A 26206-nucleotide genomic window follows, 5' to 3' on the forward strand; every position below is an offset into this window, starting at 1 on the left:
GCGAAAACCCGCCTGCCGCCGAAAAGATTGTCAGCCATTCTCCCCTATGCTATTATAGCAGAGTAATTCTGTAGGAGAACTTCATGAACAGGCTGAAAATCCCCGCCGCGCCGTCTGTCCGTCGGCTGCCGGCGTACCTGCACCTGGTCAAACAGGCGCAGGAGGAAGGCTATGATTTTATTTCAGGAACCGTCATCGCGCAGGAACTGAACCTTGAGCCGATACAGGTGCGGAAAGACTTTGCCATTACCGGAATCACCGGAGTGCCCAAGCGGGGCTTTCCGGTCGCGCCGCTCATCGCCGCAATCGAGCGGTTTTTGGGTTGGGACGCGAAGCGGAACGCCGTGATTGTCGGCGCGGGTAACCTGGCGACGGCGCTCACCGGTTATCAGGAGTTCAAGTTCCACGGGCTGCATTTCCTCGCCGCGTTCGACAGCGACGAGGCGAAAGTCGGCGGCGACATTCACGGCGTTGCGATATACGCCGTCCGCGACCTTGCCGAGGTGACCGCGCGGCTCGACGCGAAAATCGCTGCGCTGACCGTGCCGTCAGCCGCCGCGCAGGAAACCGCCGCCGCGATTGTGGGCGCGGGAATCAGGGCTATCTGGAACTTCACCAACGTCAAAATCAAGGTGCCGGACGGCGTGTCCGTGCAGCGCGAGGATTTGACCTCCGGCTATGCCATGCTCTGCGTGATGATGCAACCGCACGCGCCGCGGGTAAAAGAATGAGCGTAGAACAGCGAATAAGCGCCAGTAGCGAGTAGGTGCATGACGGCAGCGGAAAAAACCGCGGAGCAATCGCATATGTTCGCCTGTCGCTTGCGGAAGAAACAGCGCCGCTTGCGGAAATGGGCGGCACGGAACAACGTCGAATGCTACCGCCTTTACGATAAGGACATACCCGAAATCCCGCTCGCGGTCGACCGCTACCGGCTGCTGCCGGACGGCAGCGCGGAGCCGCTCGACTGCGCGCTCGCGTATCTGTACGAGCGCCCGTACCCGAAGGACGAATCCGACGAGGCGCAGTGGCTTTCGGCAATGCTCGGCGCGGCGAGCGGCGAGCTGGACATTCCCGTGCCGCGAATCTATGCGAAGGTGCGGCGGCGCCAGCGCGGGAACCGGCAGTACGAAAAAGCGCCGGAGGCGGAATCGGTATGCGGCGTGCTTTTGGAACACGGGCTTCGGTTTCGGGCGAACCTCGGCCGGTATCTCGACACAGGGATTTTCCTCGACCACCGCCCGCTGCGAAAACTCCTCGCGGAAACCGCCTGCGGGAAGACCGTGCTGAACCTGTTCTGCTACACCGGCGCGTTTTCGGTATATGCCGCGTCGGGCGGCGCGGCGTCCGTCGATTCGGTCGATATGTCGAACGCATATCTCGAAACCGCGCGGCAAAATATGCGCCTGAACGGTTTGGGCGAAAACGCCGCGTTCCACCGCGCCGACGTTCTCCGCTTCGTGCAGGCGGCGCGCGAAGCGCATAAAACGTGGGATATTATTGTCGTCGACCCGCCGACGTTCTCCAACTCAAAAAAAATGCGCGGCACGCTCGACCTGAACGCCGACTGGGCGTTTCTGGTCGGCGACTGCGTCGCGCTCCTCAATGAAGGCGGGACGCTCTATTTTTCGACCAACAGCAAAAGACTGAAGTTTGACGCTGATACACTCAGGGAACAAACGGCTGTCGCCGCGCGGGGAAAGGTTTCAACATTAGATATAACGGAGATAACGGCGTCGACGATACCGGAGGATTTCGTGGGGACGAAGCCGCACCGCGTCTGGAGCGTTGCCCTTGCGGGCAACGTCCGAGTTTCTTGAGGGAAACTCGGCATAGGGGTTTGCGCCTGTCGACAGGCTGGTAGACGGAAACTACAACGAAGCCTCCTTGATAAATCGGTAGCCGCTTATCCGCCCTATGGCTCTCTACGCCTCGCCTCTGCGCTGCGAGTTTGCAAAGCAAACTCGGTAAGCAAGCCGAAGGCTTGCGGCAGTTCCCTGAAGGAACTCGGCATTAGAGGCTCTTGCCTGTTGGCGAAAACTTCTTTTACCGGCGGGCGTCTGCAAGACCGACAGGCGGGCGTATAAGGGTCTCTGATATGGGCGGCAGAGAGGCAAAGCCTGTGCCCTGCATTTGAAACACGGGCAGATTGCGTTCGGCAAAGCCGAACGTTCGAGTTCCTTGAGGGAACTCGACAAGCAGGGCAAAACACAGGCAGGTTTCAAGTCGAAACACGGGCGTGTTTCAAACCCTGACACGCGCGCTTCACGACTTCTGAAGTGCGCACTTCACAAAGCCTGACACGGGCACCAAGCGAGACGGTTGGTGCGCATGAAGCGTTCTCCTTGAAGGGGAACGCCGAACTCGGCAGCAAACCGCAGGTTTGCTGCAGTTTCCCCTTGATTAAAGCGAGAAAAACAGGGAATATATGCGCGGCAGACGGTCGGGCGCGCTACTGTACGATTGCGCGCCCTGCGGATAGGGCGTTACCCTTGCGGGCAACGCCCGAGTTTCTTGAGGAAACTCGGCATAGTGGCAAGCCCTGCAAACAGGGCAGCGACTGGCGTACCGTTGACTGTTGCGTTGGCAACACAAAGGTTTAGAAAATCAATAATCATACGCGCGCACTGTGAGGCGCAACAGGGAGGTTCTATGAGCAAATGGGTATATGCATTCGGCAACGGGCAGGCGGAAGGCGACGCGGCAATGCGCAACCTGCTGGGGGGCAAGGGCGCGAACCTTGCGGAGATGAACCGGGTCGGACTGCCGGTGCCGCCGGGGTTTACCGTTACGACGGCAGTCTGCACGCACTATTACGAAAACGGCAAAACGTATCCCGCGGATTTGCTGGAGCAGGTGCGTTCGGGCGTTTCCCATATCGAGCGGCTTATCGGGCGGAAGTTCGGGGACGCGGCTAATCCTCTGCTGGTGTCGGTGCGCTCCGGCGCGCGCGTGTCTATGCCCGGGATGATGGACACGGTGCTGAATCTGGGCTTGAACGACGCGACCGTGCGGGGACTGGCGGCCGCGGCGAAGGACGAGCGCTTCGCCTACGATTCGTACCGGCGCTTCATCATGATGTTTTCCAACGTGGTGCTGGGCGCGGACATAGACCTGTTCGAGCACGCGCTCGAGAAGATGAAGGAACGCAAAGGCTGCCGCGCCGACACCGGACTCGCGGCGGAAGACCTGAAGGCACTCGTCGCCGAGTTCAAGCGTATAGGCAAAGATATCGGCAAGGAGTTCCCGCAGGACCCGTGGGAGCAGCTTAATAAGGGAATCGGCGCGGTGTTCGGCTCGTGGATGACCAAAAAAGCGATAACCTACCGGAAAATCAACAGCATACCCGGCGACTGGGGCACCGCCGTGAACGTGCAGGCTATGGTGTTCGGCAACGCGGGCGACGACTGCGCGACGGGCGTGTGTTTTTCGCGCGACCCGGCGACCGGCGAGAACCGGTTCTACGGCGAATACCTGTGTAACGCGCAGGGCGAGGACGTGGTCGCCGGAATCCGCACCCCTCAGCCGCTCGCCAAAGACGCTTCGGGGCGGCTGTCCATGCAGGAGGCTATGCCGGAAGTGTACGCGGAGCTGACGGCGGTGCGCGGCAAGCTCGAAAAGCACTACAAAGACATGCAGGACATGGAGTTCACGATTGAGCACAAAAAGCTGTGGATGCTCCAGACCCGCAGCGGCAAGCGCACCGCGCCCGCCGCAATCCGCGTCTCCGTCGAAATGGTGACGGAAGGCTTGCTGACCAAAGACGAAGCGATTATGCGCGTGGACGCAGGGCAGCTCGACCAGGTGCTCCACCCCACGCTCGACCCGAAAGCGCCCCAAAAGGTCATTGCGACGGGGCTGCCCGCCTCTCCGGGCGCGGCGGTCGGGCGCGCCGTGTTCCACGCCGACGACGCCGAGGCGTGGAAGGCGCGGGGCGAAAAGGTACTTCTTGTCCGCATAGAAACCTCGCCTGAAGACATTGGCGGAATGCACGCGGCGGAAGGCGTGATTACGGCGCGGGGCGGCATGACCAGTCACGCGGCGGTCGTCGCCCGCGGAATGGGCACGCCGTGCGTCTCCGGTTCCGCCGATATCACCATAGATTATGCGCAAAAGCTGTTGCGCACCGCGTCAGGCGCGGTCGTCCGCGAGGGCGACTGGCTCTCTATCGACGGCGCGAAAGGGCAGATTATCGAAGGGGCGGTGCCGACCGTGTCCGGTGCCATGACCGACAATTTCGACGTATTCATGAAGTGGGTGGACGAAACGCGGCGACTTGAAGTCCGCGCGAACGCCGAAACGCCGTCGGACGCCCGCCACGCCCGCGAGTTCGGGGCGGAGGGAATCGGGCTGGCGCGGACGGAGCACATGTTCTTTGACCCGTCCCGCATTCAGGACATGCGCGGCATGATTCTGGCGCAGGATGAGGCGGGACGCCGCGCCGCGCTCGCCAAGCTGCTGCCGTACCAAAAGCAGGACTTTAAGGATTTGTTCGCAATCATGGACGGGCTGCCAGTTACCATACGCCTGCTCGACCCGCCGCTGCACGAGTTCCTGCCGCACACAGAGGCGGAACTGCGCGATTTGGCGCGGCACCTCGGCATGTCCTACGAAACCGTCGCGGAACGGAGCGCGGCGCTGCACGAGGCGAATCCTATGCTGGGGCACCGCGGTTGCCGACTTGCCGTAACGTATCCCGAAATCTGCGAGATGCAGACGCGGGCGATTCTGGAAGCCGCGCTGGAGTGTCAGGCGGAGGGCAAAACGGTGTTGCCCGAAATCGAAGTGCCGCTGGTCGGCTCCAAAAAGGAGCTGGATATTGTGAAGGCGGTGATAGACGCGACGGCGGAGAAGATTTTTGCCGAGAAAGGCGCGAAAATCGGCTACAAAGTCGGCAGCATGATAGAGCTTCCGCGTGCCGCGCTGCTCGCCGACGAAATCGCCGAATCGTGCGACTTCTTCGGCTTCGGCACGAACGACCTGACGCAGACGATTCTGGGCATGAGCCGCGACGACACGGGCAAAATCCTCGACGAATACCGCGCGCGGGGAATCTATGCCGCGGACCCGTTCGCCTCCGTCGACGTGGAAGGCGTTGGCAAGCTGATTGAGTCCGCCGTCAAGCTGGGACGCAAGACCAAAGGCGGCCGCATTCATATCGGCGTGTGCGGCGAGCACGGCGGCGACCCCGAATCCGTCTATTTCTTTGACAGAATCGGTGTGGACTTTGTGTCCTGCTCGCCGTTCCGCGTACCGATAGCCCGCCTCGCGGCGGCGCAGGCGGCGGTCAAGGCGAAAACCGGCAAATAAACCAGCCGCAGCGCGAAACAGCCTTCGGGACGCCCGTTCCGAAGGCTGTTTTTGTGGGCAAGAACCCTTGAACCCGTTTACGGGATATGATACAGATTTTATAGGAGTAACTATGTCGTACAGAGAGGAACAGTGCGCAAAGGCTATTGAACTGCTACAGAATGGATTTTTTGCTAATGACCCCGGCGGTGGAATTATTGGCGTGCCACGAGATTTTGCATTACAGGATTCTCGTTTAACCTTATGGAGTGGAATTGCTGACGACGCTATTCTGTATTTTGAAGCGAATGCAATACCGTGGTGGAAAGCTGCCGGGGAAAAATCAGACAGAGGTATGCCGTCGTCGCATTTATTGTCGTCACAAGCCGCCTGCGTTAATCATTTATATGCGTTACGGCAAAGACAGGATTTTGCGGCTGCAATTTTGCAAAAAATTGACCTCCGCATTGTTTCCGCTGAAAAAATAGGAAAACCTGATATAGAGGCGGGCTATGTTGCGTTTGAAATAATCGGCGCGAAAAATTATTTAGGGGAGAAAAACCATACAAGAGGTGCGCTGAGCACCTCTGTTGACGCCGTTATGCTGGGCAAAAAGAATGACGGAAAAAACATTCTGGTGTTAATCGAGTGGAAGTATACGGAGGAGTATATCACTGGGGATTACAATAAGAATAAGGGAACGGACGGACAGCATAGGCACGATAGGTATGACCCGCTGTTAAAAGAGGAGGACTCCCCCATAAGCGTTGCAAACTTTGAGGCACTGTATTATGAACCGTTTTATCAACTTATGCGGCAGACAGTGCTGGGCTGGAAAATGGTTGAACACAATGAATACTGCTGCGACGAGTTTGTGCATATTCACGTTATCCCAGACGGTAATCTGGAATTGCTGAACAACGTAACTTCGCCTCTTTTGCGGGAGCATGGAAACACCATTTCAGAAGCGTGGAAAGGCGTGTTGAAGAAACCGGACAAGTATCAGGTGATTTCGCCGGAAAAACTGTTTGAGCCGTTAATGAACTTGCCGGACGCAAGGAGTTTGCTGGAATACCTGAACGCACGGTATTGGAGATAACATACGGAAACGCCGCGCCCGCGGAGCGCGGGTCTCGACGGCGCGGCGGACTTGTCGGTTTCGCGCCTCCCTCTTTGCGTTTTTTCTTTGCCGCCTCGCGTATTCCTATACAGCAGGCAGCGTCGCCGCACTCGCCTTTGCAACCGCTGCACGCACGTTTTGAACTTCTACACAGCACTTTGGAAGTTCCACACTTGAGTTTGGAAGTTCTAAACTTGCCTTTGGAAGTTCTACAGTACACTTTGGAAGTTCCGCAGTGCACTTTTGAACTTCTAAATTTGACTTTGGAGGTTCCAAAGTACACTTTTGAAACGTCAGACTACAGTCTGGAACCGCCGGAGCAGCCTGTTGAAGCGCCCGGCTTGCCTTTTTTTCCGAAAAAGCCGACACTGAAAACGCAGGCGCGGCATTCCCGCGCCGCCTTCGACGTCAGCTTGCCGCATTCGGTGCCGCCCGCAGCTCGGCGCCGAATGCGCGGGGTTCCGGAGGTTCCTGCAAACTTCGCAAGGCTAAGGAAAACGTATATGAAAAAACCGTTTTGTGTGCTGTTGGCGTGCGCACTGGGCGCTCCGCTTCTGTTCGCGTCGGAGAAATCCGCTGACGGGTGGGCTTCTGTGGCGGATACGGGCGTGTTTCCGGCCGGCGATTACGCAAAAGCCGCCGGGTATCTGCCGGGCGCTCGCGTTTCGGTTGCAAACCCCGCCGCAAAGATAACGGCAGACGTCCTGATACTCGGCGCGCCCGACGCCGGCGAAGGGATTTCGATTCTGCTGTCGCCCGAAGCGGCGAAAAAACTCGCTATACAGAAGGGTTCTCCGGCGCGCGTATCGCTTACGAAACGTTCTGGCTGGTCTGAACGCGCCGCCCGCACCGCAGGCGAACCGCGCCCCGACACCGATTCGGGAAACGCGCCTTTGGCTGAACCGAGACAACGCCAAGCCGCCGACTCGCTTGACTGGCAAGCGGCGCGGAACGCCGAAACCGATAATCCGGACGGCGACGCAGCGCGGCGCGGCATTGTTTCGGCGGCAGAACCGAACAGGCGGTGCAGAACGGAGCGCGGCGTCGAGGAAGCGCGGGTAAATGACGCGGCGCCTGATAACCGAATCGGCGCGTATCCGTCGGACAGCGTAGCCGTGCCCGAACCGGAGATTGTCTCCAGCGGGGCGGTTCCCGGCGTTGCCGCCCGGCAAAGGGCGGAGACTTGCCCGAAACAGAACGCCCCGCCTGACGCGCTTGTCTCGAACCCGCCCGCGGTGATTCCGCCGCCGTCCCAGCTGACGGAAAAACGGGACGCGGCGGCGAATGCGCTTCCGACAGGCACAGAACCGGAACGGCGGGGAAAAGCCGCGGCGGGGACGGACAGCGGTTTTTCCGAACTGGCGGCAAATACGCTCAAAAGCGGCGCGTATTATGTACAGATTGCGGCGCTGACAAACGAAGGCACTATCCGAAACATTCTTGCGGCATACGGCGCGGCGTACCCAATGGCATTGGCGGAGATAGCGTCAAAAACGTATCGGGTGCTGGTTGGTCCGCTCACTGCGGACGAATGCGGCGTGGTGCTTGCGCGCTTCCGCAGCAAGGGCTATGCGGACGCTTTTTTGCGAAAGATAGACTGACGCAGAGCACCTGTCAAGGCAAAACTCAGTTCGGGGCGGGGTTTTCTTAGGTAGTGTGGACTGGAAGGTAGAGGAATAAACACCTGACATGAATGGCGGCGATGAAGGAAGCGGTGAGCTTTGCGTAGCGCGTAGCAATTCCCCGCCGGCGCTTGAGGGCACGGAAGACATTTTCAATGACGTGCCGTGCCCGATACAGTTCATGACTGTACGCTCTTTGCTCTTTCCGGCTTTTAACCGGAGGGATGACTGTTGCTATATCCGCTTCCTTAAGCATATCTAGCAGCTCGTTCGTGTCATACGCCTTGTCCGCAAGGAACGCTTCCGCCTCCAAATCCTCCATAAGGAGAGGCGCTTGGCTGCAGTCCGCGACAGCACCGCTTGTCACAATGCCGCTTGCCGGTATCCCGTATTCGTCAACTGCCAAGTGTAATTTGCTGTTTAGCCCCCTTTTGTGCGGCTGATATCCTGAGTGCCGCCTTGTGCTCCGCATGCGTCCGCGTGTGCCTTGATATACGTCGAATCTATCATACGGATATCCCCGGCAGGCTCGCCTATTGCGGCGTCCGCCAGCGTTTTCCATATTCCCTTGTCCCGCCAACGGCAAAACCGCTTGTGTATGCTGTTCCAGTTTCCGAATTCTGGCGGTATATCCCTCCACGGAGCGCCCGTGCGCGTCTGCCACGCTACCGCGTTGATAAACAGGCGGTTATCTTTCGCCACTCCCCCGTGTTGCGCGCGCTGGCAAAACCCACAGCCTGTACGAAGCACTGGACGCGGACGCGCTTATCGCCGAAGCCTGCGAGGCGAGGCATTTCCCGGTGCAGGAAACTGCCGCAAGCTTACGGCTTGCTACCGAGTTTGCAAAGCAAACTCGCGGCATATTAGGGTGGCGCATAGGCAACGGCGGGTGAATGGCGCTAGACATACAAAGAGCAGTGCTTTTACCCTGCTCTTTGCGCCCTGCCTGCTCTTATGCCGAGTTTCCTCAAGAAACTCGGACGTTCGGCTACCGCCGAACGCCTTTTCCCCGCGCTTATGGAACCAAAGGGTGTTCGGCGGTAGGATACATGACGTACTCTTTTGTGGGCACATAAGTTTTCTGTATCCGGCCGCGAATTTCCTTAACATCGCGGAGCTTCACGCGCACCCAGCAGTCTTCGCCGGTTTTGCTGGTCGAATGCACGTCGACCGCAAGCCCTATGCTCCTCAGTTTGTCCGCGTTCTGAGTGTTGCACTTTCTCCAGTACTGCTTTACATAGGCATAGCCGTCTTCGATATAGCCCTTATCCCTTAATTCCACCGACCGGCCCTCAAAAGAGGTGTATGTTCCACTTTCCATTCGTAATAAAACCGCGCGGGATTAGCCCCCGCCGCGCCGCTGTCCGCAATTTGCGGGCGCCGCGGCGCTCGCGATAAACATTCGTTTTGCTTTCATACAAAACGGTCGTGAAGCGCCCGTGTCAGGGTTTGAAACCTGCCCGTGCAGGTGCTCCCTACCTGCGCACCAAGGGAGTCCCTGCACGCGCACCAAACATCCGGTTGCCTGCCGAGCAGGCTTTGCGGCGGTTTCCACCAGCAAGACTACCGAGCGATATGCCAAAGGGCGAAAACCTTTATGCCGTTCACCCATAGGTAAGGCATAAGGGCAAAACCTATCTGCCACCCCTAAGGCAGAGTTTCCTCAAGAAACTCTGCCGTTCGGCTACCGCCGAACGCCGTCTACAGCGCGAAACGGGCGCCGTAACCCGTCCCTATCAGGATAAACGCCACGATTCCCACGGAGAGACCGTACAGGACGAAGGGCACGAAGGTCTTCTTGATGATTTCGCCCTCGCGGTTCTGCAAGCCCACCACCGTGCAGACCGCCACCACGCTGTGCACGCAGACCATGCTGCCCATAGCACCGCCCGCGGCCTGCGCCGCGAGAATCACGAGGTGCGGCAGACGGCGCAGCTCCGCCATATCCCACTGGAACTGCCCGAACAGCGTGTCGGACACCGTGTTCGAGCCGGTGATGAACGCCCCCAGCCCGCCCACATACGAGGCGAACAGCGGCCACAGGGGTCCGACCGCCCCCGCGAGCGTCTCCGCCATGACGCGGGGCATAGACGCGATTCCCGTATCGACGCCCGCCGCCCGAAGCTGCGCGATAAGCACCGGGTTTGTAAAGCTGCCAGAACCCTGAAATATCTTGACGAGCGCCACCGATGCGCAGAGCGACACCGTCGCCGGCACCATTTTCCGCAGCGTGTCGCGCCACGCCTTGACCGCCTCGCCCGCGGGTATTTTGTGCAGCCACACCGTCAGGAGCGCAATCAGCATGAACGGCACCGTGCCGGGCAGGTACAGGAGCTTAATGCTGTTGTCGCTCACGCCCGCGTAGTCGAATATGTCGCTGACCGACACGACCGCGAGCCGATTGAACGCCGCCTTGAGCGGCAGCGCGTCGAGGCGGGTCAGCGCCAGAATCAGCCCGATAAGGATATAGGGCAGCCACGCCCGAAGCTGGCTCATGCGCGGCGCAAGCTCCCGCTCGCGGCTGAAGGCGATATCCCCCGTCCACGACTTGTCCCACCGCGTTGCCTCGCCGAATGTCCAGATGTCCTTCGGGACGCAGAACCCGCGCTTCGCCCCGTACATAACGACCGCTAGCCCTATGAGTCCGCCCGCCATAGAGGGGATTTCGGGACCGACGAGCCACGCCACCAGCAGATAAGGCACGGCGAACGAGACCGCCGCGAACAGGCAGAACTTCCACGCGGCGAAGCCGTCGCTCCACTTGCGGCTGGGACCGAAGAAGCGGGTGATAAAGCCGAGCATGAATACGGGCATGATGAAGACCATAGGCAGGTGCATGAGCGTAACCGTCTCGCCGATAGCCTTAAAGAACTGCGCACGGTCGGCGAACGCGCCCGAAGCGACCGCCGCGTCTATCGAGTTGCCGAGCGAGGCGCCGAAGCCGGTGAGTATCGGCGTGCCGACCGCGCCGAAGGTGACGGGGAACGAGTTGTACGCGAGGCAGACGACCGCCGCCGCGAGGGGCGGAAAACCCAGCGACAGGAGGAGCGGCGCCGCCAGCGCCGCCGGCGTGCCGAATCCCGCCGCGCCCTCTATGAACGCGCTGAACAGATAGCCGACGATAATCGCCTGAACGCGCATATCCGTGCTGATTTGTTGCATTCCGTACTGGATTGTCTCCATTCCGCCCGAATACTGCAGCGTGTGCAGAATCAGCAGCGCGCCGAACACTATGACGAGCACGCTTACGGCGTTGAGCACGCCCTGCACGCTGAGCGCCGCGACATAAGGGACAGGGAGCCGCCACGCCAGCACCGCCACCAGAACGCACGAGAGCCACGCGATAGGCATTGCCTTCATGGCGCCCATGCGGACGCCGACCATAAGCACGAGCGCCACCGCGATAGGAATCACGGCAACGAGCGGCAGTAAACCGGCAGGCATATATGCCTCCTTATATTAGAATTGGCTTCGCCTCTCCGCCGGGTTCCGCGCCCGGCGCCCGCCTATTTTACGGGCTTTTCCCCGCCCGCGCAAGAGCGACACCCGCGCTACGGCTCGGGTATGAGCGCATATAGGGCAGTCCCCTCTGTTTTCTCCCATAAAAAGAAACGGTTTTGCCGCTTCCTTTTATGACGGCATAGAGATAGCAGATGCCGGACGTGACCCACGGAGGCGTTTTTGCGCCGCCCGCAGACTCTTGCGGGGAGCCGCGAAGGTTTGCGGGGAACCCACTTTACCTCCGGCGGCGTCATGACGCGCACGCAGAACAGAGGCACTGTCTAGGTAGTGTGGACTGGATAAAGGGAAAGAGGTAAAAGGGGAAGCATGAAAGAAAAGAAGGCATTCACCGGCATGATATAAGCGACGAGGCGTGGGAACGGATAAAAGAACTGCTGCCCGGGCAGGCAGGGAAACGCGGGGGAGTGGCGAAAGACAACCGTTTGTTTATCAACGCGGTAGCGTGGCAGACGCGCACGGGCGCTCCGTGGAGAGATATACCGCCAGAATTCGGAAACTGGAACAGCATACACAAGCGGTTTTGCCGTTGGCGGGACAAGGGAATATGGAAAACGCTGGCGGACGCCGCAATAGGCGAGCCTGCCGGGGATATCCGTATGATAGATTCGACGTATATCAAAGCACACGCGGACGCATGCGGAGCACAAGGCGGCACTCAGGACATTAGCCGTACAAAAGGGGGCTGAACAGCAAATTACATTTGACGGTTGACGAGTACGGGATACCGGCAAGCGGCATTGTGACAAGCGGTACTGTCGCGGACTGTAATCAAGCGCCTCTCCTTATGGAGGATTTGGAAGCGGAAGCGTTCCTTGCGGACAAGGCGTATGACACGAACGAGCTGCTTGATATGCTTAAAGAAGCGGATATAACAGCCGTCATCCCTCCGGTTAAAAGCCGGAAAGAGCAGAGAGCGTACAGCCATGAACTGTATCGGGTACGGCACGTCATTGAAAACGTCTTCCGCGCCCTCAAGCGCTGGCGGGACGCCCGCCGAATCGGCGGCGGCCCTGCGAAAAGCCCCTTCTATAGAGATATACCGTTTGGCAGCCGCCTCTATATCTTATCTTTCTGCCGCGGGGTTTACCTGTCTGCCGAGTTCTTTGAAAGAACTCGGTCGTTCTCCTGTAAGGTGGACGCGACACTCGGCAGCACGTCAATGACGTGCGACAGTTTCCTGCACACAGGTTTCAGCCTCTTCTATTATGCCGAGTTTCCTCAAGAAACTCGGTACAAGTCGTAGGCTTGCATTCTACCGCTTGCGCGCGCCGTCCGTACCGAAGAGCGCGTCCACCGGATAGCTTTCCGGCAACGGCAACTCATACGGTGCCGGTCTGCCGAGTCGCGCCGCACTTCCTCCCGGAATATCTGCGGTGAAGCAGGTTTCCGGGCTTCCCCCGGCGTCTGCATTGGCGTTGAACGTGAGCAGCCAGTCTCCGCTGTATGGGCTTGCCGTGCTGACGCCTTCGAAAGTGCCGCTCGCAAAGCCGACGTATCTAATATTCGCGCCGGAACTGCCCGGCGGCAAAAAGCTGCCGCCGGAAAGCAGGGAAAATACGCCCTCGCCCGGAAACAGGGACGAAACGCGGCTTCTCGCCGCCTGCGCGACCGGCGAGATTTCGCCCCGATAGCCGTAGACGCCGCTTTCTTCGCCAATAGCGTTCGCCAGCATCCACGCGCGGAACAGCGTTTCCCAGTTCCACCCGCTGTCCGCACCCGGGGGAAGTTTGATTTGGGCGTTTGCCGCTTCGACGACCGCGCGGTAATCGCGGTAGCGCGACGCGAGGATATCCCGATAAACGCCGCGCCCGTTCTTCGCGTGGATTCTGAGCCACTGAAAGAAAAGGTAGACGGTCGCGTAGTCGGCGCGCGGGTCGTCCCGGTTGCCCCACACGTAGAACGTGTCGCCCTGCGGGATAGTGTTCCTGTCGTCCGTGCTGTTGAAATAATCGACGTAACGCTGCTGCGGTCCGCCGTACACATATTCCGCCGCGGTGGCAAGCCCCTCGCTGAGCCACGTGTCCTGCTCTTTCTCGCCGCGGGCGGTCCGCGAGAAATAGATAAGGTGCTGAAGCTCGTGCACGAGAGCAGTATAAAACTCGCGGCTCGGGACGTTCTGCTGTTTGACGTCGAGGAAGAGCATGTCCGCCTCGTTTGAATCCGCGTATACCGACTTTGAAAACATATTCCGCTCGTCGAAATAGCCCGCGACATAGCCGCCGGTTCCCGCGTACCCGTCGATAATGTCGAGCAGCAGGATGATGACTTTGCCGTTCCCGTCTACGTCCTCCGCCTCTCCGAACGCGCTGGTTATCGTGTCGTAAATATGTCTGTCATACTCGGCGACAAGCGCTTTGCCTGTCGCAACGGGAATCTTGAGCGTCTTGTCCGCGTACACGAGCGAATGCGTCCCGCTCGCAAGCCGCAACGCTTCCACGTCGTACCACGCGCTGATTCCACTTTCGCGCGCTTCCCGCACGCGGAATGTCCGCACCGCCGGTTCCAGAACCCTCGGGGGGTTAGACGGCGTGTCGTCCATGACGAGCTTTTGACAGCCGCCTGCCGCCAAAATCGCGGCAAGCCCCGCCGCCAAAACGCCCGCCTTTGTCATAAGCCGAGCCGTTGCCCTAATGCCTGTATTCACCGCAAGCACCTCCCCACCGCGTATCCAGAGCATACCGTATACGCAACATCTATTATATCACAAAGTATCATATACATACAGCTCCGCCCTAACGGGGAGCGGGGCTTTAGCCGCTCTAAGGGAGAGCCTCTCTGCTTTACCTGTATGCCGAGTTTGCCGCCGTATTACATTTGTCTTCTATAGTATATGCGTTCCCAGTAGGGAACGCATATAGGGCGTTAGGGAACGACCGAGCGCCTCTCGTTAGGCCAGAACAGTGTCTCTCCCTAGGGAAGCACAGAGGCTCTGTCTAGGTTAGAACAGAGACGCTGTCTAGGGAAGGACAGAGCCTCTACCTAGGTAGTGTGGACTGGATAAAGGGAAAGAGGTAAAAAAGGAGCATGAAAAGAAAAGAAGGCATACACCGGCACGATATAAGCGACGAGGCGTGGGAACAGATAAAAGACCTGCTGCCCGGACAGGAAGGGAAGCACGGGAGAGTGGCGAAAGACAACCGCCTGGTTTATCAACGCGGTAGCATGGCAGACGCGTACAGGCGCTCCGTGGAGGAACATACCGCCGGAATTCGGGAACTGGAACAGCATACACAAGCGGTTTTGCCGCTGGCGGGATAAGGGAATATGGAAAACGTCGGTGGATACCGCAATAGGCGATCCTGCCGGGGATAAAAGAGTGTTGAACAGCAAATTGCATTTGGCGAGTACGGGATACCGGCAAGCGGCATTGTGACAAGCGGTACTGTCGCGGACTGCAGCCAAGCGCCTCTCCTTATGGATGGTTTGGAGGCGGAAGCGTTCCTCGTGGACAAGGCGTATGACACGAACGAACTGCTAGATATGCTTAAGGAAGCGGATATAACAGCAGTCATCCCTCCGGTTAAAAGCCGAAAAGAGCAGAGAGCGTACAATCATGAGCTGTATCAGGCACGGCATGTCATTGAAAACGTCTTCCGTGCCCTCAAGCGCTGGCGCGGAATCGCTACGCGCTACGCGAAGCTCACCGCTTCCTTCATCGCCGCTATTCATGTCAGGTGTTTATTCCTCTACCTTCCAGTCCACACTACCTAGAGCAGTACCCCTCTGCGGAATACCGCCTTGACCCGCCCCATGAGCGTCTTTCCGGCGAACGGCGAACCTTTCCCCTTTGTGCGGAATTCGGCGTCGTCGACCGTCCACCGTTCGGCGGGGTCGACCAGCACGACATCCGCCGCAAAGCCGGGCGACAGCCGCCCTTTCGGGAACGTGCCGCGGTCAAGACCCAGAATCCGCGCGGGGTTTGCGGACATGAGCGCGGAAAGACGGCTCGCGCTCGTCCGCCCCGACGCGACAAGCGCGGTGTTGCACACCGCGTATGCCGTTTCGAGACCCGGAAAGCCGGGCGCGCCGGAAAGCTTGTCCCGCGCCGTGTGGGGCGCGTGGTCGGTGGCTATCGCGTCTGCGGCGAAGGCGCCGGAATCGGCGAGCGACTCGATAAGCGCCGCGCGGTCGGCTTCCGAACGGAGCGGCGGGTTGACGATATGGCGGAGGTTTTCGCCTTCGGCGGCGAGCGACAGGTGGTGCGGCGTGATTTCGCACGAGACGAGCGGCTCTTCCCCGCGGGCGGCGCATGCCTGTTTTGCGCGGCGCACCGCTTGAAGCGAACGCGCCGTGCTCGCGTGGCAGATATGCACGCGGCAGCGGGCGGAATCCGCGAGCAGCAGGTTGCGGCTCGTTGCGACGTCTTCGGCGAGCATGAACAGTTCGTTTGCCCGCGCAAGCCGTGAATCGGCTTCGGGGCAGGGCGCAAACCAGTCGCCCTGCTGGGAAAGGAGGCGGAACGCCTGTTCGCGCAGCGCGCGGGCTTCCCGCGCAAGGGCGGCGTCTTCACTGTGGCACGCGACGACTATGCCCTTTTGGGCGCATTTCCGCAGCGCGGCGAACAGCGCGGCAGCGGAATCGACGTCGTGCCCGTCGTTGCTTACGAGCGGCAGCCCTTCCCCGCCCGTATACGGAGGCAGCGCGTCCAAATGCGAAACGTCTCCGGCGGCGTCTCCGGAAAAAGCGCGGGTAATCGTAACTGATTGCAGCACGTCCGCAAGCCCGAACGCCGCCGCTTCCGCCTGTATGCCGAGCGCAACGCGATAGTCCGAGACCGGCGGACTGGTATTCGGCATAAGCACGAGCGTCCCGTATCCGCCCGCCTTTGCCGCGCGGAGGGCGCTTTCGAGCGTCTCTTTATCGCTCTGACCCGGATAGCGGAAGTGGGCGTGCAGGTCGACAAACGCAGGCTGCGCCGTCAAGCCGCGGGCGTCAAACGAAGCCGCGGGCATGAAGGCGCGGCAAGATTCGGGCGTGAAAAAATTGCCCTCAAACACCGCCGCTATTCTGCCGTCCGAAAACAGCAACGCGCCCGGCGCGTCGCGGACGGCGTCGACCAAGCGGGCGTTGAACAGCAGCAGCGGGGGAGCGGGCGCGGCGGACACTTTATTTTGCGGGCTTCGAGCCTATCAGCGTAAAGTTCAAACTGGACTGATAGCGTTCGCCGCTTTCGGGGTTGACGACTTTTTCCGAGACGGAATAGCCGACGGAGCCGGTCGAAAAGTCCTTCGCGTTGGCAAGCAGGGTTGACCACACTTTCCCTTCGCTGTCTTTGACGGTGATTTCAAGGTATCGCGGCGCATTCGGGTCGCGTTTTGCAGGTTCTGGCATAAGATACTCCTTACTATAAAAGATGTGTAGGATACTATCATTGAAGCCCGAATACGCGCAAGCGACCGATCAAAGGAAAAGCGGCGACTGTCATTTTCCCTTTGAAACGAGAAGCGGAAACAGGTTGTGCTCGTTTCCGCTTCTCTCCGTGTAGATTTAACCTGCCTGTCCGCCGCCAAAACCGACACCTCGCCGAGATGTATTCTTTACCCCCCCCCCCACCACCACCCGTCCGGCGCTGCCGAACGTCCGAGTTTGCTTTGTAAACTTGGTAGTATAAAAGAATGAAAAGAATGCATAGGCAACGGCGGGTAAACGGCACCGAAACAGCGGAGAGACTGTTCCCTGTCCCCAGAATATGGAGAGCCTCCATTATTACAGGTGGGGCTGAATATTGTATGTCGGACGCCGCCTTCACCACTGTGCCCTTCAGCCGTGTGCGGCATAAAGGCGAAGGCATAGCAGCAAAGCACATATGCCGAGTTTTTCAGAAAACTCAGTCCTTATTACCCGTGCGGCGCACGGGTAATAAGGAGCGCTTAGAACGCCGGTATCACCGCGCCTTTGTACGTGCTCTCTATGAACCGCCGAACCTCTTCGCCGGTGAGCGCCTGATACAGCGCCCTGAGCGCGGGGTCGTCCTTGCGGCCGGCTTTTATCGCGAGGATATTGGCATAGGGCGAATCCCGCCCCTCGCGGAACAGTGCGGAAGCGGGGTCGATTCCCGCCTCCAGAATCTTGTTGGTATTGGTGATATAGGCGTCAAAATCAGCCTTCACCCGCAGTATCAGGGCGGAATCCAGTTCCACCAGCGTTACTGGCTTCAGGTACGCGGCGACCGTGTTGCCGACCGTCGTCTGGTACACGTCCGTTCCCTGCTTCAGCCGGATAAAGCCCTCTTGCTCAAGAATGCGGAGCGCGCGGTACTCGTTCGTCGCGTCGTTCGGAATGGCAATCTTCGCCTTGTCGGGCAACTGCTCCTTCGCGCGGTATTTAGCCGAGTATGCGCCGATAGGCTCCACGTGAATGTTGCCCCCGTTCACGAGGTCAAAGCCTCTCTCCGCCACAATAGACTTCAGGTACGGCTCGTGCTGAAAGAAGTTCGCGTCGAACTCCCCGTTGGCGGTCTGCTCGTTTGCCAGCGAGCTGTCGGTGGTGGTGATAATCTCCAGACTGATTCCCTGCGCCGCCAGCTTCGGCTTCACGAACTCCAGCAGTTCCGCGTGAGGCACCACGTCCGCCTGCACCCGCAGCACCGTGCGCCCGCCCGCCTTTTTCCTCGCTGTCTGCGCCGCCCCTTTGTCCGTCTTGCCCGCCGCATACGCGGAGACGGCGAACAGTCCTAATGCCGCCGCTGCCAAAACCGCGGCGCGTGTTTTTTGAAACTTGCCCATAGTAAAACTCCTTGCGATAGTGTCCGCCTTATTAGGCGAACATTCAGTGATTAACCGGCGCGATAGCCGGATTGTCGCGTTCCCCATAAGGGGAACGACCGAGTTTCTTGAGGAAACCCGGCATTTTGTTCAGGTCTATTCAACCTTTGCGCTCGTTTGCGCAAGCGTATATGCGCCGCTTCTGCGCTCCGCCGAACGTCGAAACCGTCTAGAGCAGGCAGCGCTTCTTCAGAATCCGCTTCGCAATGCCGCCGCCCGCAAGCTGAATTAAGTTGACCAACAGCGCGAGCGACAGCACCGAGGCGATAAGCATATCTACGCGGAAACGCTGGTACCCGTAGCGCACCGCCACGTCGCCCAGCCCTCCCGCGCCGAACGAGCCGGCGAGCGCGGTGGCGGAGACAATGGCGACGGCCGCGACGGTAAAGCTCCGCACCAGATTCGGCAGCGCCTCCGGAAGCATTACCTTGAGCACGACATCCCGCTTTTTTGCGCCCATAGCCTGCGCCGCCTCGAACTTGCCCTTGGGCACTTCGAGAATGCTGTTCTCCGCGAGCCGCGCGAACATCGGCACGCACGTAGCCGCGAGCGCGACGACGCAGGCTTTCGGTCCGTAGGATACGCCGATGACGAGCCGCGAGAGGGGCAGCGTCAGGATGATGATGATGACCGCCGGCATAGATCGGAGCGCGTTGACGATTCCCCCCGCGACGGCGTTAAACGCCGGCAGGGGAGAAAGCCCGTCCCGGTCGGTCAGCACCAGCGCGACGCCCAGCGCAAGCCCGAACGCGCCGGTCAAAAGCGTCGTCAGCGCCGTCATATAGAGCGTCTGGACTGCGGCGGGAGCGACGATTCCCCACACCTCCGCACTGAACGCATTCCGCAGCGCCGCAATCATATCCCCTCCCCGCGCTGCCACTTATGGCTGGCGAAGGTGCGGGTTATCTTGGCGAATGCCCGTGCCGTCTCGCTCGACGGGTTCTGGAACACGCTGTCGGCGCTCCCCGTCTCCGCAATACGCCCGTCCTCCAGCACCGCGACCTGACTGCAGGCATAGCGGACGACGTCAAGCTCGTGCGTAACCAGCACGACCGTCAGCCCCAGCTTTTCGTTTATGTCCCGCAGCAGGTCGAGTATCGACAACGACGACAGCGGGTCGAGCGCGCTCGTCGCCTCGTCGCTCAGCAGCACGTCCGGCCGGTTCGCCAGCGCGCGCGCTATGCCCACCCGCTGCTTCTGCCCCCCGCTGAGCTGCCCGGGATAAAAGCCGCGCTTGTCGGACAGCCCGACCAGCTCCAGCATTTCCGCCACCCGCGCCGAAATCTCCGCTTTGCCAACACCCGCGACTTCGAGCGGGAAGGCGACGTTGCCCGCCACGGTGCGGGAATCCAGCAGGTTGAACTGCTGAAATATGACGCCGATTTTGCGGCGGCAGCCGACGAGCTCGCGGCGGGAGAGCGCGGTGATTTCCCGCCCACCGACGGAAACGGTGCCCGAATCCGGCGTTTCCAGCCGGTTTATGCAGCGCAGCAGCGTGCTTTTGCCCGCGCCGCTGAAGCCCACGACGCCGTATACGCCGCCTTTGGGAACGCCGAGGGTAAGACCTTTCAGCACCGGAAACGACTTGCCGCGGCTGCGAAACGTCTTATAGAGCTGCCGTATGTCTATGAAATAGTCCGCCACCGCACCCTCTTGCTGAATATTTGGCATATGCGCGCAGCCTTATATCCGTTTGATTTAGGCAAACCCCGCCCGCGCGCCTCAGAACGCCGGTATCACCGCGCCCTTGTATTTGTCCTCGATAAACCGCCGCACGTCCTCGCCGGTGAGCGCCTGATACAGCGCCTTGAGCGCGGGGTCGTCCTTGCGGTCGGCTTTTATCGCGAGGATATTGGCATAGGGCGAATCCCGCCCTTCGCGGAACAGCGCGGAAGCGGGGTCGATTCCCGCCTCCAGAATCGTGCTGGTGTTGGTGATATAGGCGTCAAAGTTCGCCTTTGCCAGCGGTATCAGGGCGAAATCCAGTTCCGCCAGCGCGACCGGCTTCAGGTACGCGGCGACCGCGTTGCCGACCGTCGTCTGGAGCGCGTCCGCGCCCGGCTTCAGCCGGATAAAACCCTCCCGCTCAAGAACACGGAGCGCGCGGTACTCGTTCGTCGCGTCGCTCGGAATGGCGATCTTCGCCCTGTCGGGAAGCTCTGCCTTCGCGCGGTATTTGTCCGAGTACGCGCCGATAGGCTCCACGTGAACGGCGCCCCCGCTCACGAGGTCGTAGCCCTTTTCCGCCACGACCGACTGCAAGTACGGCTCGTGCTGAAAGAAGTTCGCGTCGAACTCCCCGCCGGCGGTTTGTGCGTTTGCCTGCGCCCGGTCGGTGACGGCGGTAATCTCCAGACTGATTCCCTGCGCCGCCAGCTTCGGCTTCACGAACTCCAGCAGTTCCGCGTGGGGCGCCGCGTCCGCCTGCACCCGCAGCAGCGTGCGCCCGTCCGCCGTCTTCCTGCCCGCCGACTGCGCCGCTTTTTTGTCCGCCTTGCCAGCCGCATACGCGGAGACGGCGAACAGCCCCAACGCCGCCGCGAGCGAGACCGCGGCGCGTATCTTTTGAACCTTGCCCATAATGAAACCCCTTGCGGCAGCGCGTGTTTTTAGGGAGACAGCGTACATAAAAAACGCCCGTCGGTCAACGGCGCTACCCGTTTCCCCCGAAGGGGAAACGGGTAGCGCCAGAGTTCCTTGAAGGAACTCTGCATATAGGGTTGCTTGCGGCAAACTCGGCATTAGAGGCGTGGGCTGGCGGGGGCGCACGGGCGGCTCTGTTTTAGAGTAGAACAGTGCCTCTACCTAGGTAGTGTGGACTGGAAGGTAGAGGAATAAACACCTGACATGAATAGCGGCGATGAAGGAAGCGGTGAGCTTTGCGTAGCGAGTAGCGATTCCGCGCCGGCGCTTGAGGGCACGGAAGACGTTTTCAATGACATGCCGTGCCCGATACAGCTCATGACTGTACGCTCTCTGCTCTTTCCGGCTTTTAACCGGAGGGATGACTGCTGTTATATCCGCTTCCTTAAGCATATCTAGCAGCTCGTTCGTGTCATACGCCTTGTCTGCGAGGAACGCTTCCGCCTCCAAATCCTCCATAAGGAAAGGCGCTTGATTACAATCCGCGACAGTACCGTTTGTCACAATGCCGCTTGCCAGTATCCCGTACTCGTCAACCGCCAAATGTAATTTGCTGTTCAGCCCCCTTTTGTACGGCTAATGTCCTGAGTGCCGCCTTGCGCCCCGCATGCGTCCGCGTGTGCCTTAATATATGTCGAATCTATCATAAAGATATCCCCGGCAGGCTCGCCTATTGCGGCGTCCGCCAGCATTTTCCCTATTCCCTTGTCCCGCCGGCGGCAAAACCGCTTATGTATGCTGTTCCAGTTCCCGAATTCTGGTAGCATGTCCCTCCGCGGAGCGCCCGGGCGCGTCTGCCACGCTACCACGTTGATAAACAAACGGTTGTCTTTCGCCACTCCCCCGTGCTTCCCTGCCTGTCCGGGCAGCAGGTCTTTTATCCGTTCCCACGCCTCGTCGCTTATATCGTGCCGGTGAATGCCTTCATTTTCTTTCATGCTTCCCATTTTACCTCTTTCCCTTTATCCAGTCCACACTACCTAGACGGTGTGGACGGATCTCGAGCTTGAAAACTGGAACAAGAAATACGGCGTTCCTGCCCCGCTTGCGCCGCCGTTCCGCCGCCTGACGGTGGACGAGGCGTTCTCCCGCTATGCCGGCTTCCAGCTTTCCGACTGCGCCGAAACGGGCGCGCTTGCCGCGGAAGCGGCGCGTCTGGGCATAGCGGAGACGTCCCCGTTTGCGGACTGGGCGTGGGACGATTTGTACGAACTGCTCTTGGCGCACGCGGTGGAGCCTGCGCTCCCAAAAGACCGGAGTATCCCGCCCGCGTGCCGTGCCTCGCGAAGGACGTACCCGGCGCGTTCCCGCGAAAAGAGCGGTGGGAGCTCTACGCGGGGGGAATGGAACTGGCGAACTGCTACAGCGAGGAAACCGACGCCGCCAAAATCAAGGCGTATTTTGAGCGTGAAGGCGCGCTCAAGGCGCGGACGGCTCGCGTCCCGCACCGCGTTAACGGCGAATACTGGCGCGTCTTCCGCGATTTTCCCGCCTGTTCGGGCGTCGCGCTCGGCGTGGACCGGCTTATCGCGCTCATCTGCGGAGCGGCGTCCATAGACTCCGTGCTGCCGTTCCCGCTCCGGTAAGCCGCGTTCGGCGGTAACCGAACGTCCGAGTTCCTTGAGGGAACTCGGCATAGAGGTGAGGCAAGCCGCGAGACGGGCGTGTCCAGCTTCGGCCTTCGGGCATAAAAAGAGCAGGGCTTCCGCCCCGCTCTTTTTTGTATTCGCTCGCCTGTTTGATAAACCGCCCGCGCCGCGTTTACCAGTCAAAATCGACGATGATAGGGCAATGGTCGGAAAGTTCCGGCTTTATCCAATCTTCTGGGGTGCCGATTTCGAACGACTTTACCCTTAAATTGTTTGTGACAAAACAATGGTCATCAAGCAAAATGCTGTCGCCTCTAAAGAATGTCGGCGCAAGTTTTTGCTCGTTGCTTGCACAGTTTCGTAATTTGTATTTTCCCGTTTCCGTTTCAAGTTTTGAATACCATTTGTTGGTATCACTCTTATTTGCACCCGTGTTAAAATCGCCGATGACGGCACTCTTATCAAATACGTATTCTTTTAATGCAGCAAAGACAGGCACCTGATAGTTTTCATACTTACACCCAGCACTGTTTATCTGCTTTGTCCAGACAGCTATTAAGGTAAACTGTTTTTTCCCGTTAAATATTACGCGATAGGGCACAACGTATCGGTGATTTCGGTTAAATTCAGGTGCGAATTCAAATTGATATTTATGCGAAAATACACCAATTCCCAACACACTATCTTTGCCGTCGCCATACCAATAAACGTTGGCAAATTGTGATTTTAACCTGATACAGTCAAAAAAGGTACATTCTTGAATAACAAAAATATCTGCCGGATATTCCTGTATGGTGTCAACTTTTTCTTTATTGAATCCGCCACTACAACTGCAATTCCAACTCACGATTTTCATAAAAACTCCTTATAATGCTGCTCTTGTTTAGAGAGGCGTAAAATTATGCCGCGCCGCCGCGGTATATCCATATTATAGTATAATATCGAAAACCTGCCTTTTCACACGGTCAACGACCGCTACAACGAAAAGGTATGGCGTTTATTCTTGCTTTTATTATCATCTGTTTGTGGATTCAGTTTGCTATTTCTGATAATCGTGTCCCTCGTCCCACGTTTTTGACGCCTTGCCGTCCGTGAAGATGACGTCAAAACTTCTTTCGCAAAGCGGCGGTTACATCAGATCCATCAGAAGATAAGCATCGCGTTCATCAAAAATATAAACCCAAAGGTGCACTGTGTCGTTGCCGCTATAGGGGCTAAAAATCGAACTTTTAACGGATTCCTCCGCCGGTATGTCTTCCTCAAAAGTATAGGCATAGATAGGTATAAGCCGCTTTCCTATCGTGGTACCTTCACTGGTATCGACTGTCTCCGCACCCCAGAGATTTAATTCGCTGTCATTCACAACGTCAGAACTTGCGACAAAGGTATACTTCCCGTCAAAACGCTCGTCTATTCCGGTAATAGTGCACAAGCCGTCCGTATCTGGAAGAGTGTTTGAACCCGCCTCCCCGCCCGATTCATTTTTGCACCCAGCCGCCGCCAGTAGCGCCGTCCCGACCGCTACATATAAAAGACGCATATTCCGCTTCATATTCATAAAACCCCCTGTGCGTTCACCGTCCGCCGTGCATTTATTGCGCAGTGTACTAAGTTCCGAAAAAATGAGCAATCCCTTCATGCCTTGCCCCTATGCCGCGGTGTTTAACGGCGTACCGGGAAGGTCTGGCGGGACACCGCCAAGGTTTCCCTATCTACCGCCAAGGTCTGGCGGTGTCCCGCTAAAGACTGACGGTCTACCGCCAGAGTCTGCCTGTGCACCGTTAAAGGTTGCCTTGCGCCGTATTGTGCTGTGCCGTTCGTTATCGCTATAATGACCGCCGGAGGTACCGATATGCCGAAGATTGAGGTGAACGAGCAGCTCTTTTTTGCGCTGCTGGGCGAGCGCTGCGGGTACGGTGAGCTTGCGGAGCGTCTGGTCGGCGCGAAAGCCGAACTCGACGGAATGCCCGACGAGAGCCTCCCCGCCGAAGCGCGGACGATTAAGATAGAGCTGAACGACACGAACCGGCCCGACCTCTGGTCGACTGCGGGCGTCGCGCGCGCGCCCAGGCTGCACCGAACCGGCGCGCAGACCGATTTTTCCCCGTATTTCTCGACGCCGGAAAAACCCAAAGCATACGGGAACCGCACCGTCGCCGTCGACCCAAAGCTCGAAGAAATCCGCCCCTATATGACGGCGTTTGTGGTTTCGGGCAAGCCGCTCGACGAGCCGATGCTCCGCGACGTCATCCAGACGCAGGAAAAACTCTGCGGAAACTACGGGCGGAAACGCCGCTCCATTTCTATGGGCGTCTACCGTTCGGCGATGATTCGCTGGCCCCTCCGCTACAAAGCGGTCGACCCCGACGGGACGAGCTTCGTGCCGCTGCAATGCAGCGAGCAGATGACCTGCCGCCAGATTCTGAGCGACCACCCCAAGGGCAGGGAATACGGCTGGATTCTGGAAGGCAAACCGCGGTTCCCGCTGCTCGTCGACGACAAAAAAGAAGTGCTTTCCATGGCGCCTATCGTCAACAGCGCGACGCTCGGCGCGGTGCAGGCGGGCGACTTCGAGCTGCTCGTCGAGATGACCGGCACCGATATGGCGCCGCTCCTTCTGGCGACGAATGTCGTGGCGTGCGACTTTGCCGACAACGGCTACGCGATTCTGCCCTGCCGCGTCAACCACCCCTATGACACCGGATTCGGCACGGACATTATCGCGCCGTTTTATTTCCAGCAGCCGACGAAGCTGTCGCTTGCCGCAATGAATAAGCTGCTGGGCAGCGCATTCTCCGCCGAAGAGACGCGCGACGCGCTTACGCGCACGGGCAGCGCGGTAACGGAGGAGCCTAAGATAAAGGACGGGGACACCGGCCGCTCAAGAGCGCGGGATTCTAGCCGGACCGCGGACGCGCAGAAGGCGAAGGACACCGATACGGTGTTCATGGTGTCGCCCGCGCCTTACCGCAACGATTTTCTGCACGAAGTCGACGCGGTTGAAGACGTGATGATAGGCAAGACGCTGTCCGCGTTCCCGCCGGAAAAGCCGCGCGATTTTACTATCGGCAGGCTCCTGCCGCTCACCCTGTTCAGCCGCAAGGTGAAGTCTCAGATGGTCGGGCTGGGCTATCAGGAGATGGTTTTTAACTATCTCGGCTCTCAAAAGGATTTTCTCGCCGCAATGAACGATTCCGGCGAGAAGGCTGTCGAAATTTCGAACCCGATGAGCGAGAACTACCGGTTTGTCCGCCCGTCGGTTATCGCCTCCCTTTTAGCTGCCGAAGCCGGGAGCGGCAATGCCGTGTATCCGCACAAAATCTTTGAAGTCGGCAAAATCGCCTATCTGGACAGCGCCGAAATAACCGTCACCAAGACCACGCACAGCCTCGGCTTTTTGACCGCGGGCGCAAACGCGAACTTTAACGACGCGGCGAGCGAAGTCGCCGCGCTGCTGTATTTTCTGGGGCACGAATACGCGGCGCGGGAATCTGCAGACCCGCGCTTTATCCCCGGCCGTCAGGCAGACATTCTGATACGCGGCGAATCTGCGGGCGTATTCGTCGAGGTGCACCCGGCACTCCTCGAAAACTGCGCTATTACTGCGCCGTTCGCCGCGTGAGCAATCAACGTGGAACGGTTGCTGTAACTGGATTT

Annotated in this window: 24 protein-coding genes and 1 pseudogene; 10 read left to right on the forward strand and 15 right to left on the reverse strand. The window is 59.0% G+C overall.

Going from position 1 to position 26206, the window contains the following annotated elements; translation table 11 throughout:
* Window positions 1-83: 83 nt before the first annotated feature.
* The 5 genes from AWU74_RS00545 (at window position 84) to AWU74_RS00565 (ending at window position 8010) form a co-directional block, all read left to right on the forward strand.
* Window positions 84-731 (forward strand): redox-sensing transcriptional repressor Rex, encoded by a 648-nt coding sequence (locus tag AWU74_RS00545; protein WP_062326591.1) that lies wholly within the window; start codon window positions 84-86, stop codon window positions 729-731.
* A gap of 39 nt (window positions 732-770) precedes the next feature.
* Window positions 771-1820, forward strand: coding sequence for a class I SAM-dependent methyltransferase (locus AWU74_RS00550; protein WP_062326593.1), 1050 nt, complete (start codon window positions 771-773; stop codon window positions 1818-1820).
* 832 nt (window positions 1821-2652) lie between these two features.
* Window positions 2653-5310 (forward strand): pyruvate, phosphate dikinase, encoded by a 2658-nt coding sequence (gene ppdK / locus AWU74_RS00555; RefSeq protein WP_062326595.1) that lies wholly within the window; start codon window positions 2653-2655, stop codon window positions 5308-5310.
* A gap of 112 nt (window positions 5311-5422) precedes the next feature.
* Entirely contained in the window at window positions 5423-6388 is a 966-nt protein-coding gene (locus tag AWU74_RS00560; protein WP_162504586.1) for a PGN_0703 family putative restriction endonuclease, read from the forward strand.
* 524 nt (window positions 6389-6912) lie between these two features.
* Window positions 6913-8010, forward strand: a complete 1098-nt coding sequence (locus AWU74_RS00565; protein WP_162504587.1) for an SPOR domain-containing protein — start codon at window positions 6913-6915, stop codon at window positions 8008-8010.
* Window positions 8011-8056: 46 nt separating this feature from the next.
* On the opposite strand, the gene AWU74_RS00570 is transcribed toward AWU74_RS00565, so the two are convergent.
* From AWU74_RS00570 to AWU74_RS00585, 4 genes are all read right to left on the reverse strand, one after another.
* Window positions 8057-8437 carry an IS5/IS1182 family transposase gene (locus tag AWU74_RS00570; RefSeq protein ID WP_062326600.1) on the reverse strand — a complete coding sequence of 127 codons (381 nt, stop codon included), beginning with the start codon at window positions 8435-8437 and terminating at the stop codon, window positions 8057-8059.
* Window positions 8438-8451: 14 nt separating this feature from the next.
* The gene (locus AWU74_RS00575; protein WP_162504589.1) at window positions 8452-8781 is read right to left on the reverse strand and encodes a transposase; all 330 of its coding nucleotides are present in this window, start codon (window positions 8779-8781) and stop codon (window positions 8452-8454) included.
* A 265-nt stretch (window positions 8782-9046) separates the two neighbouring features.
* On the reverse strand, window positions 9047-9352 hold the full coding sequence (locus AWU74_RS00580; protein WP_062326604.1) for a hypothetical protein: 306 nt from the start codon (window positions 9350-9352) through the stop codon (window positions 9047-9049).
* A gap of 380 nt (window positions 9353-9732) precedes the next feature.
* Complete coding sequence (locus AWU74_RS00585) at window positions 9733-11475, reverse strand: L-lactate permease (protein WP_062326606.1); 1743 nt, start codon at window positions 11473-11475, stop codon at window positions 9733-9735.
* 416 nt (window positions 11476-11891) lie between these two features.
* On the opposite strand from AWU74_RS00585, the gene AWU74_RS13700 reads away from it, so the two are divergent.
* Both AWU74_RS13700 and AWU74_RS13705 read left to right on the forward strand, forming a co-directional pair.
* Window positions 11892-12239, forward strand: a complete 348-nt coding sequence (locus AWU74_RS13700) for an IS5 family transposase (RefSeq protein ID WP_438816347.1) — start codon at window positions 11892-11894, stop codon at window positions 12237-12239.
* A gap of 14 nt (window positions 12240-12253) precedes the next feature.
* On the forward strand, window positions 12254-12796 hold the full coding sequence (locus tag AWU74_RS13705) for a transposase (protein WP_062326608.1): 543 nt from the start codon (window positions 12254-12256) through the stop codon (window positions 12794-12796).
* A 9-nt stretch (window positions 12797-12805) separates the two neighbouring features.
* Here the strand turns inward: AWU74_RS13705 and AWU74_RS00600 are convergent, their stop codons facing one another.
* Complete coding sequence (locus AWU74_RS00600) at window positions 12806-14230, reverse strand: hypothetical protein (RefSeq protein ID WP_187150764.1); 1425 nt, start codon at window positions 14228-14230, stop codon at window positions 12806-12808.
* A gap of 347 nt (window positions 14231-14577) precedes the next feature.
* Between AWU74_RS00600 and AWU74_RS09720 the strand changes: the two are divergent.
* Window positions 14578-15264: pseudogene (locus AWU74_RS09720) on the forward strand (transposase).
* Here AWU74_RS09720 and AWU74_RS00615 read toward each other — a convergent pair.
* The 8 genes from AWU74_RS00615 to AWU74_RS12525 form a co-directional block, all read right to left on the reverse strand.
* Entirely contained in the window at window positions 15261-16658 is a 1398-nt protein-coding gene (locus AWU74_RS00615; protein WP_238580100.1) for a dihydroorotase, read from the reverse strand. The pseudogene AWU74_RS09720 and the gene AWU74_RS00615 sit on opposite strands and share 4 nt — an antisense overlap.
* A gap of 1 nt (window position 16659) precedes the next feature.
* Window positions 16660-16884, reverse strand: coding sequence for a hypothetical protein (locus AWU74_RS00620; RefSeq protein WP_062326615.1), 225 nt, complete (start codon window positions 16882-16884; stop codon window positions 16660-16662).
* A 539-nt stretch (window positions 16885-17423) separates the two neighbouring features.
* The gene (locus AWU74_RS00625; RefSeq protein WP_062326617.1) at window positions 17424-18278 is read right to left on the reverse strand and encodes a MetQ/NlpA family ABC transporter substrate-binding protein; all 855 of its coding nucleotides are present in this window, start codon (window positions 18276-18278) and stop codon (window positions 17424-17426) included.
* A 208-nt stretch (window positions 18279-18486) separates the two neighbouring features.
* Window positions 18487-19176, reverse strand: coding sequence for a methionine ABC transporter permease (locus AWU74_RS00630; RefSeq protein ID WP_062326620.1), 690 nt, complete (start codon window positions 19174-19176; stop codon window positions 18487-18489).
* Entirely contained in the window at window positions 19173-19988 is an 816-nt protein-coding gene (locus AWU74_RS00635; protein WP_162504591.1) for a methionine ABC transporter ATP-binding protein, read from the reverse strand. Before AWU74_RS00635 ends, AWU74_RS00630 begins: the two co-directional genes overlap by 4 nt.
* Window positions 19989-20039: 51 nt before the next feature.
* Window positions 20040-20897 (reverse strand): MetQ/NlpA family ABC transporter substrate-binding protein, encoded by an 858-nt coding sequence (locus AWU74_RS00640; protein ID WP_062326622.1) that lies wholly within the window; start codon window positions 20895-20897, stop codon window positions 20040-20042.
* Between the two features lie 225 nt (window positions 20898-21122).
* Window positions 21123-21898, reverse strand: a protein-coding gene (locus AWU74_RS09725; protein ID WP_162504592.1) for an IS5 family transposase whose coding sequence is annotated in 2 segments (ribosomal slippage) — window positions 21123-21532 and window positions 21532-21898 — 777 coding nt in all. Because the reading frame shifts where the segments join, the coding sequence is not laid out codon by codon here.
* Between the two features lie 10 nt (window positions 21899-21908).
* A complete protein-coding gene (locus AWU74_RS12525) occupies window positions 21909-22187 on the reverse strand; it encodes a hypothetical protein (protein ID WP_062326628.1) in 279 nt (92 codons plus the stop codon).
* A 44-nt stretch (window positions 22188-22231) separates the two neighbouring features.
* Between AWU74_RS12525 and AWU74_RS12530 the strand changes: the two genes are divergently transcribed.
* The gene (locus AWU74_RS12530) at window positions 22232-22546 is read left to right on the forward strand and encodes an amino acid--tRNA ligase-related protein (RefSeq protein ID WP_062326630.1); all 315 of its coding nucleotides are present in this window, start codon (window positions 22232-22234) and stop codon (window positions 22544-22546) included.
* Window positions 22547-22721: 175 nt separating this feature from the next.
* Here the strand turns inward: AWU74_RS12530 and AWU74_RS00665 are convergent, their stop codons facing one another.
* Together AWU74_RS00665 and AWU74_RS00670 are read right to left on the reverse strand one after the other, a co-directional pair.
* Window positions 22722-23405 carry an endonuclease/exonuclease/phosphatase family protein gene (locus AWU74_RS00665; protein ID WP_062326632.1) on the reverse strand — a complete coding sequence of 228 codons (684 nt, stop codon included), beginning with the start codon at window positions 23403-23405 and terminating at the stop codon, window positions 22722-22724.
* Window positions 23406-23678: 273 nt separating this feature from the next.
* A complete protein-coding gene (locus AWU74_RS00670) occupies window positions 23679-24188 on the reverse strand; it encodes a hypothetical protein (protein ID WP_062326633.1) in 510 nt (169 codons plus the stop codon).
* Between the two features lie 213 nt (window positions 24189-24401).
* On the opposite strand from AWU74_RS00670, the gene AWU74_RS00675 reads away from it, so the two are divergent.
* The gene (locus tag AWU74_RS00675) at window positions 24402-26171 is read left to right on the forward strand and encodes a phenylalanine--tRNA ligase subunit beta (protein ID WP_062326639.1); all 1770 of its coding nucleotides are present in this window, start codon (window positions 24402-24404) and stop codon (window positions 26169-26171) included.
* Window positions 26172-26206 lie beyond the last annotated feature (35 nt).

It is taken from the genome of Treponema endosymbiont of Eucomonympha sp., assembly GCF_001028545.1.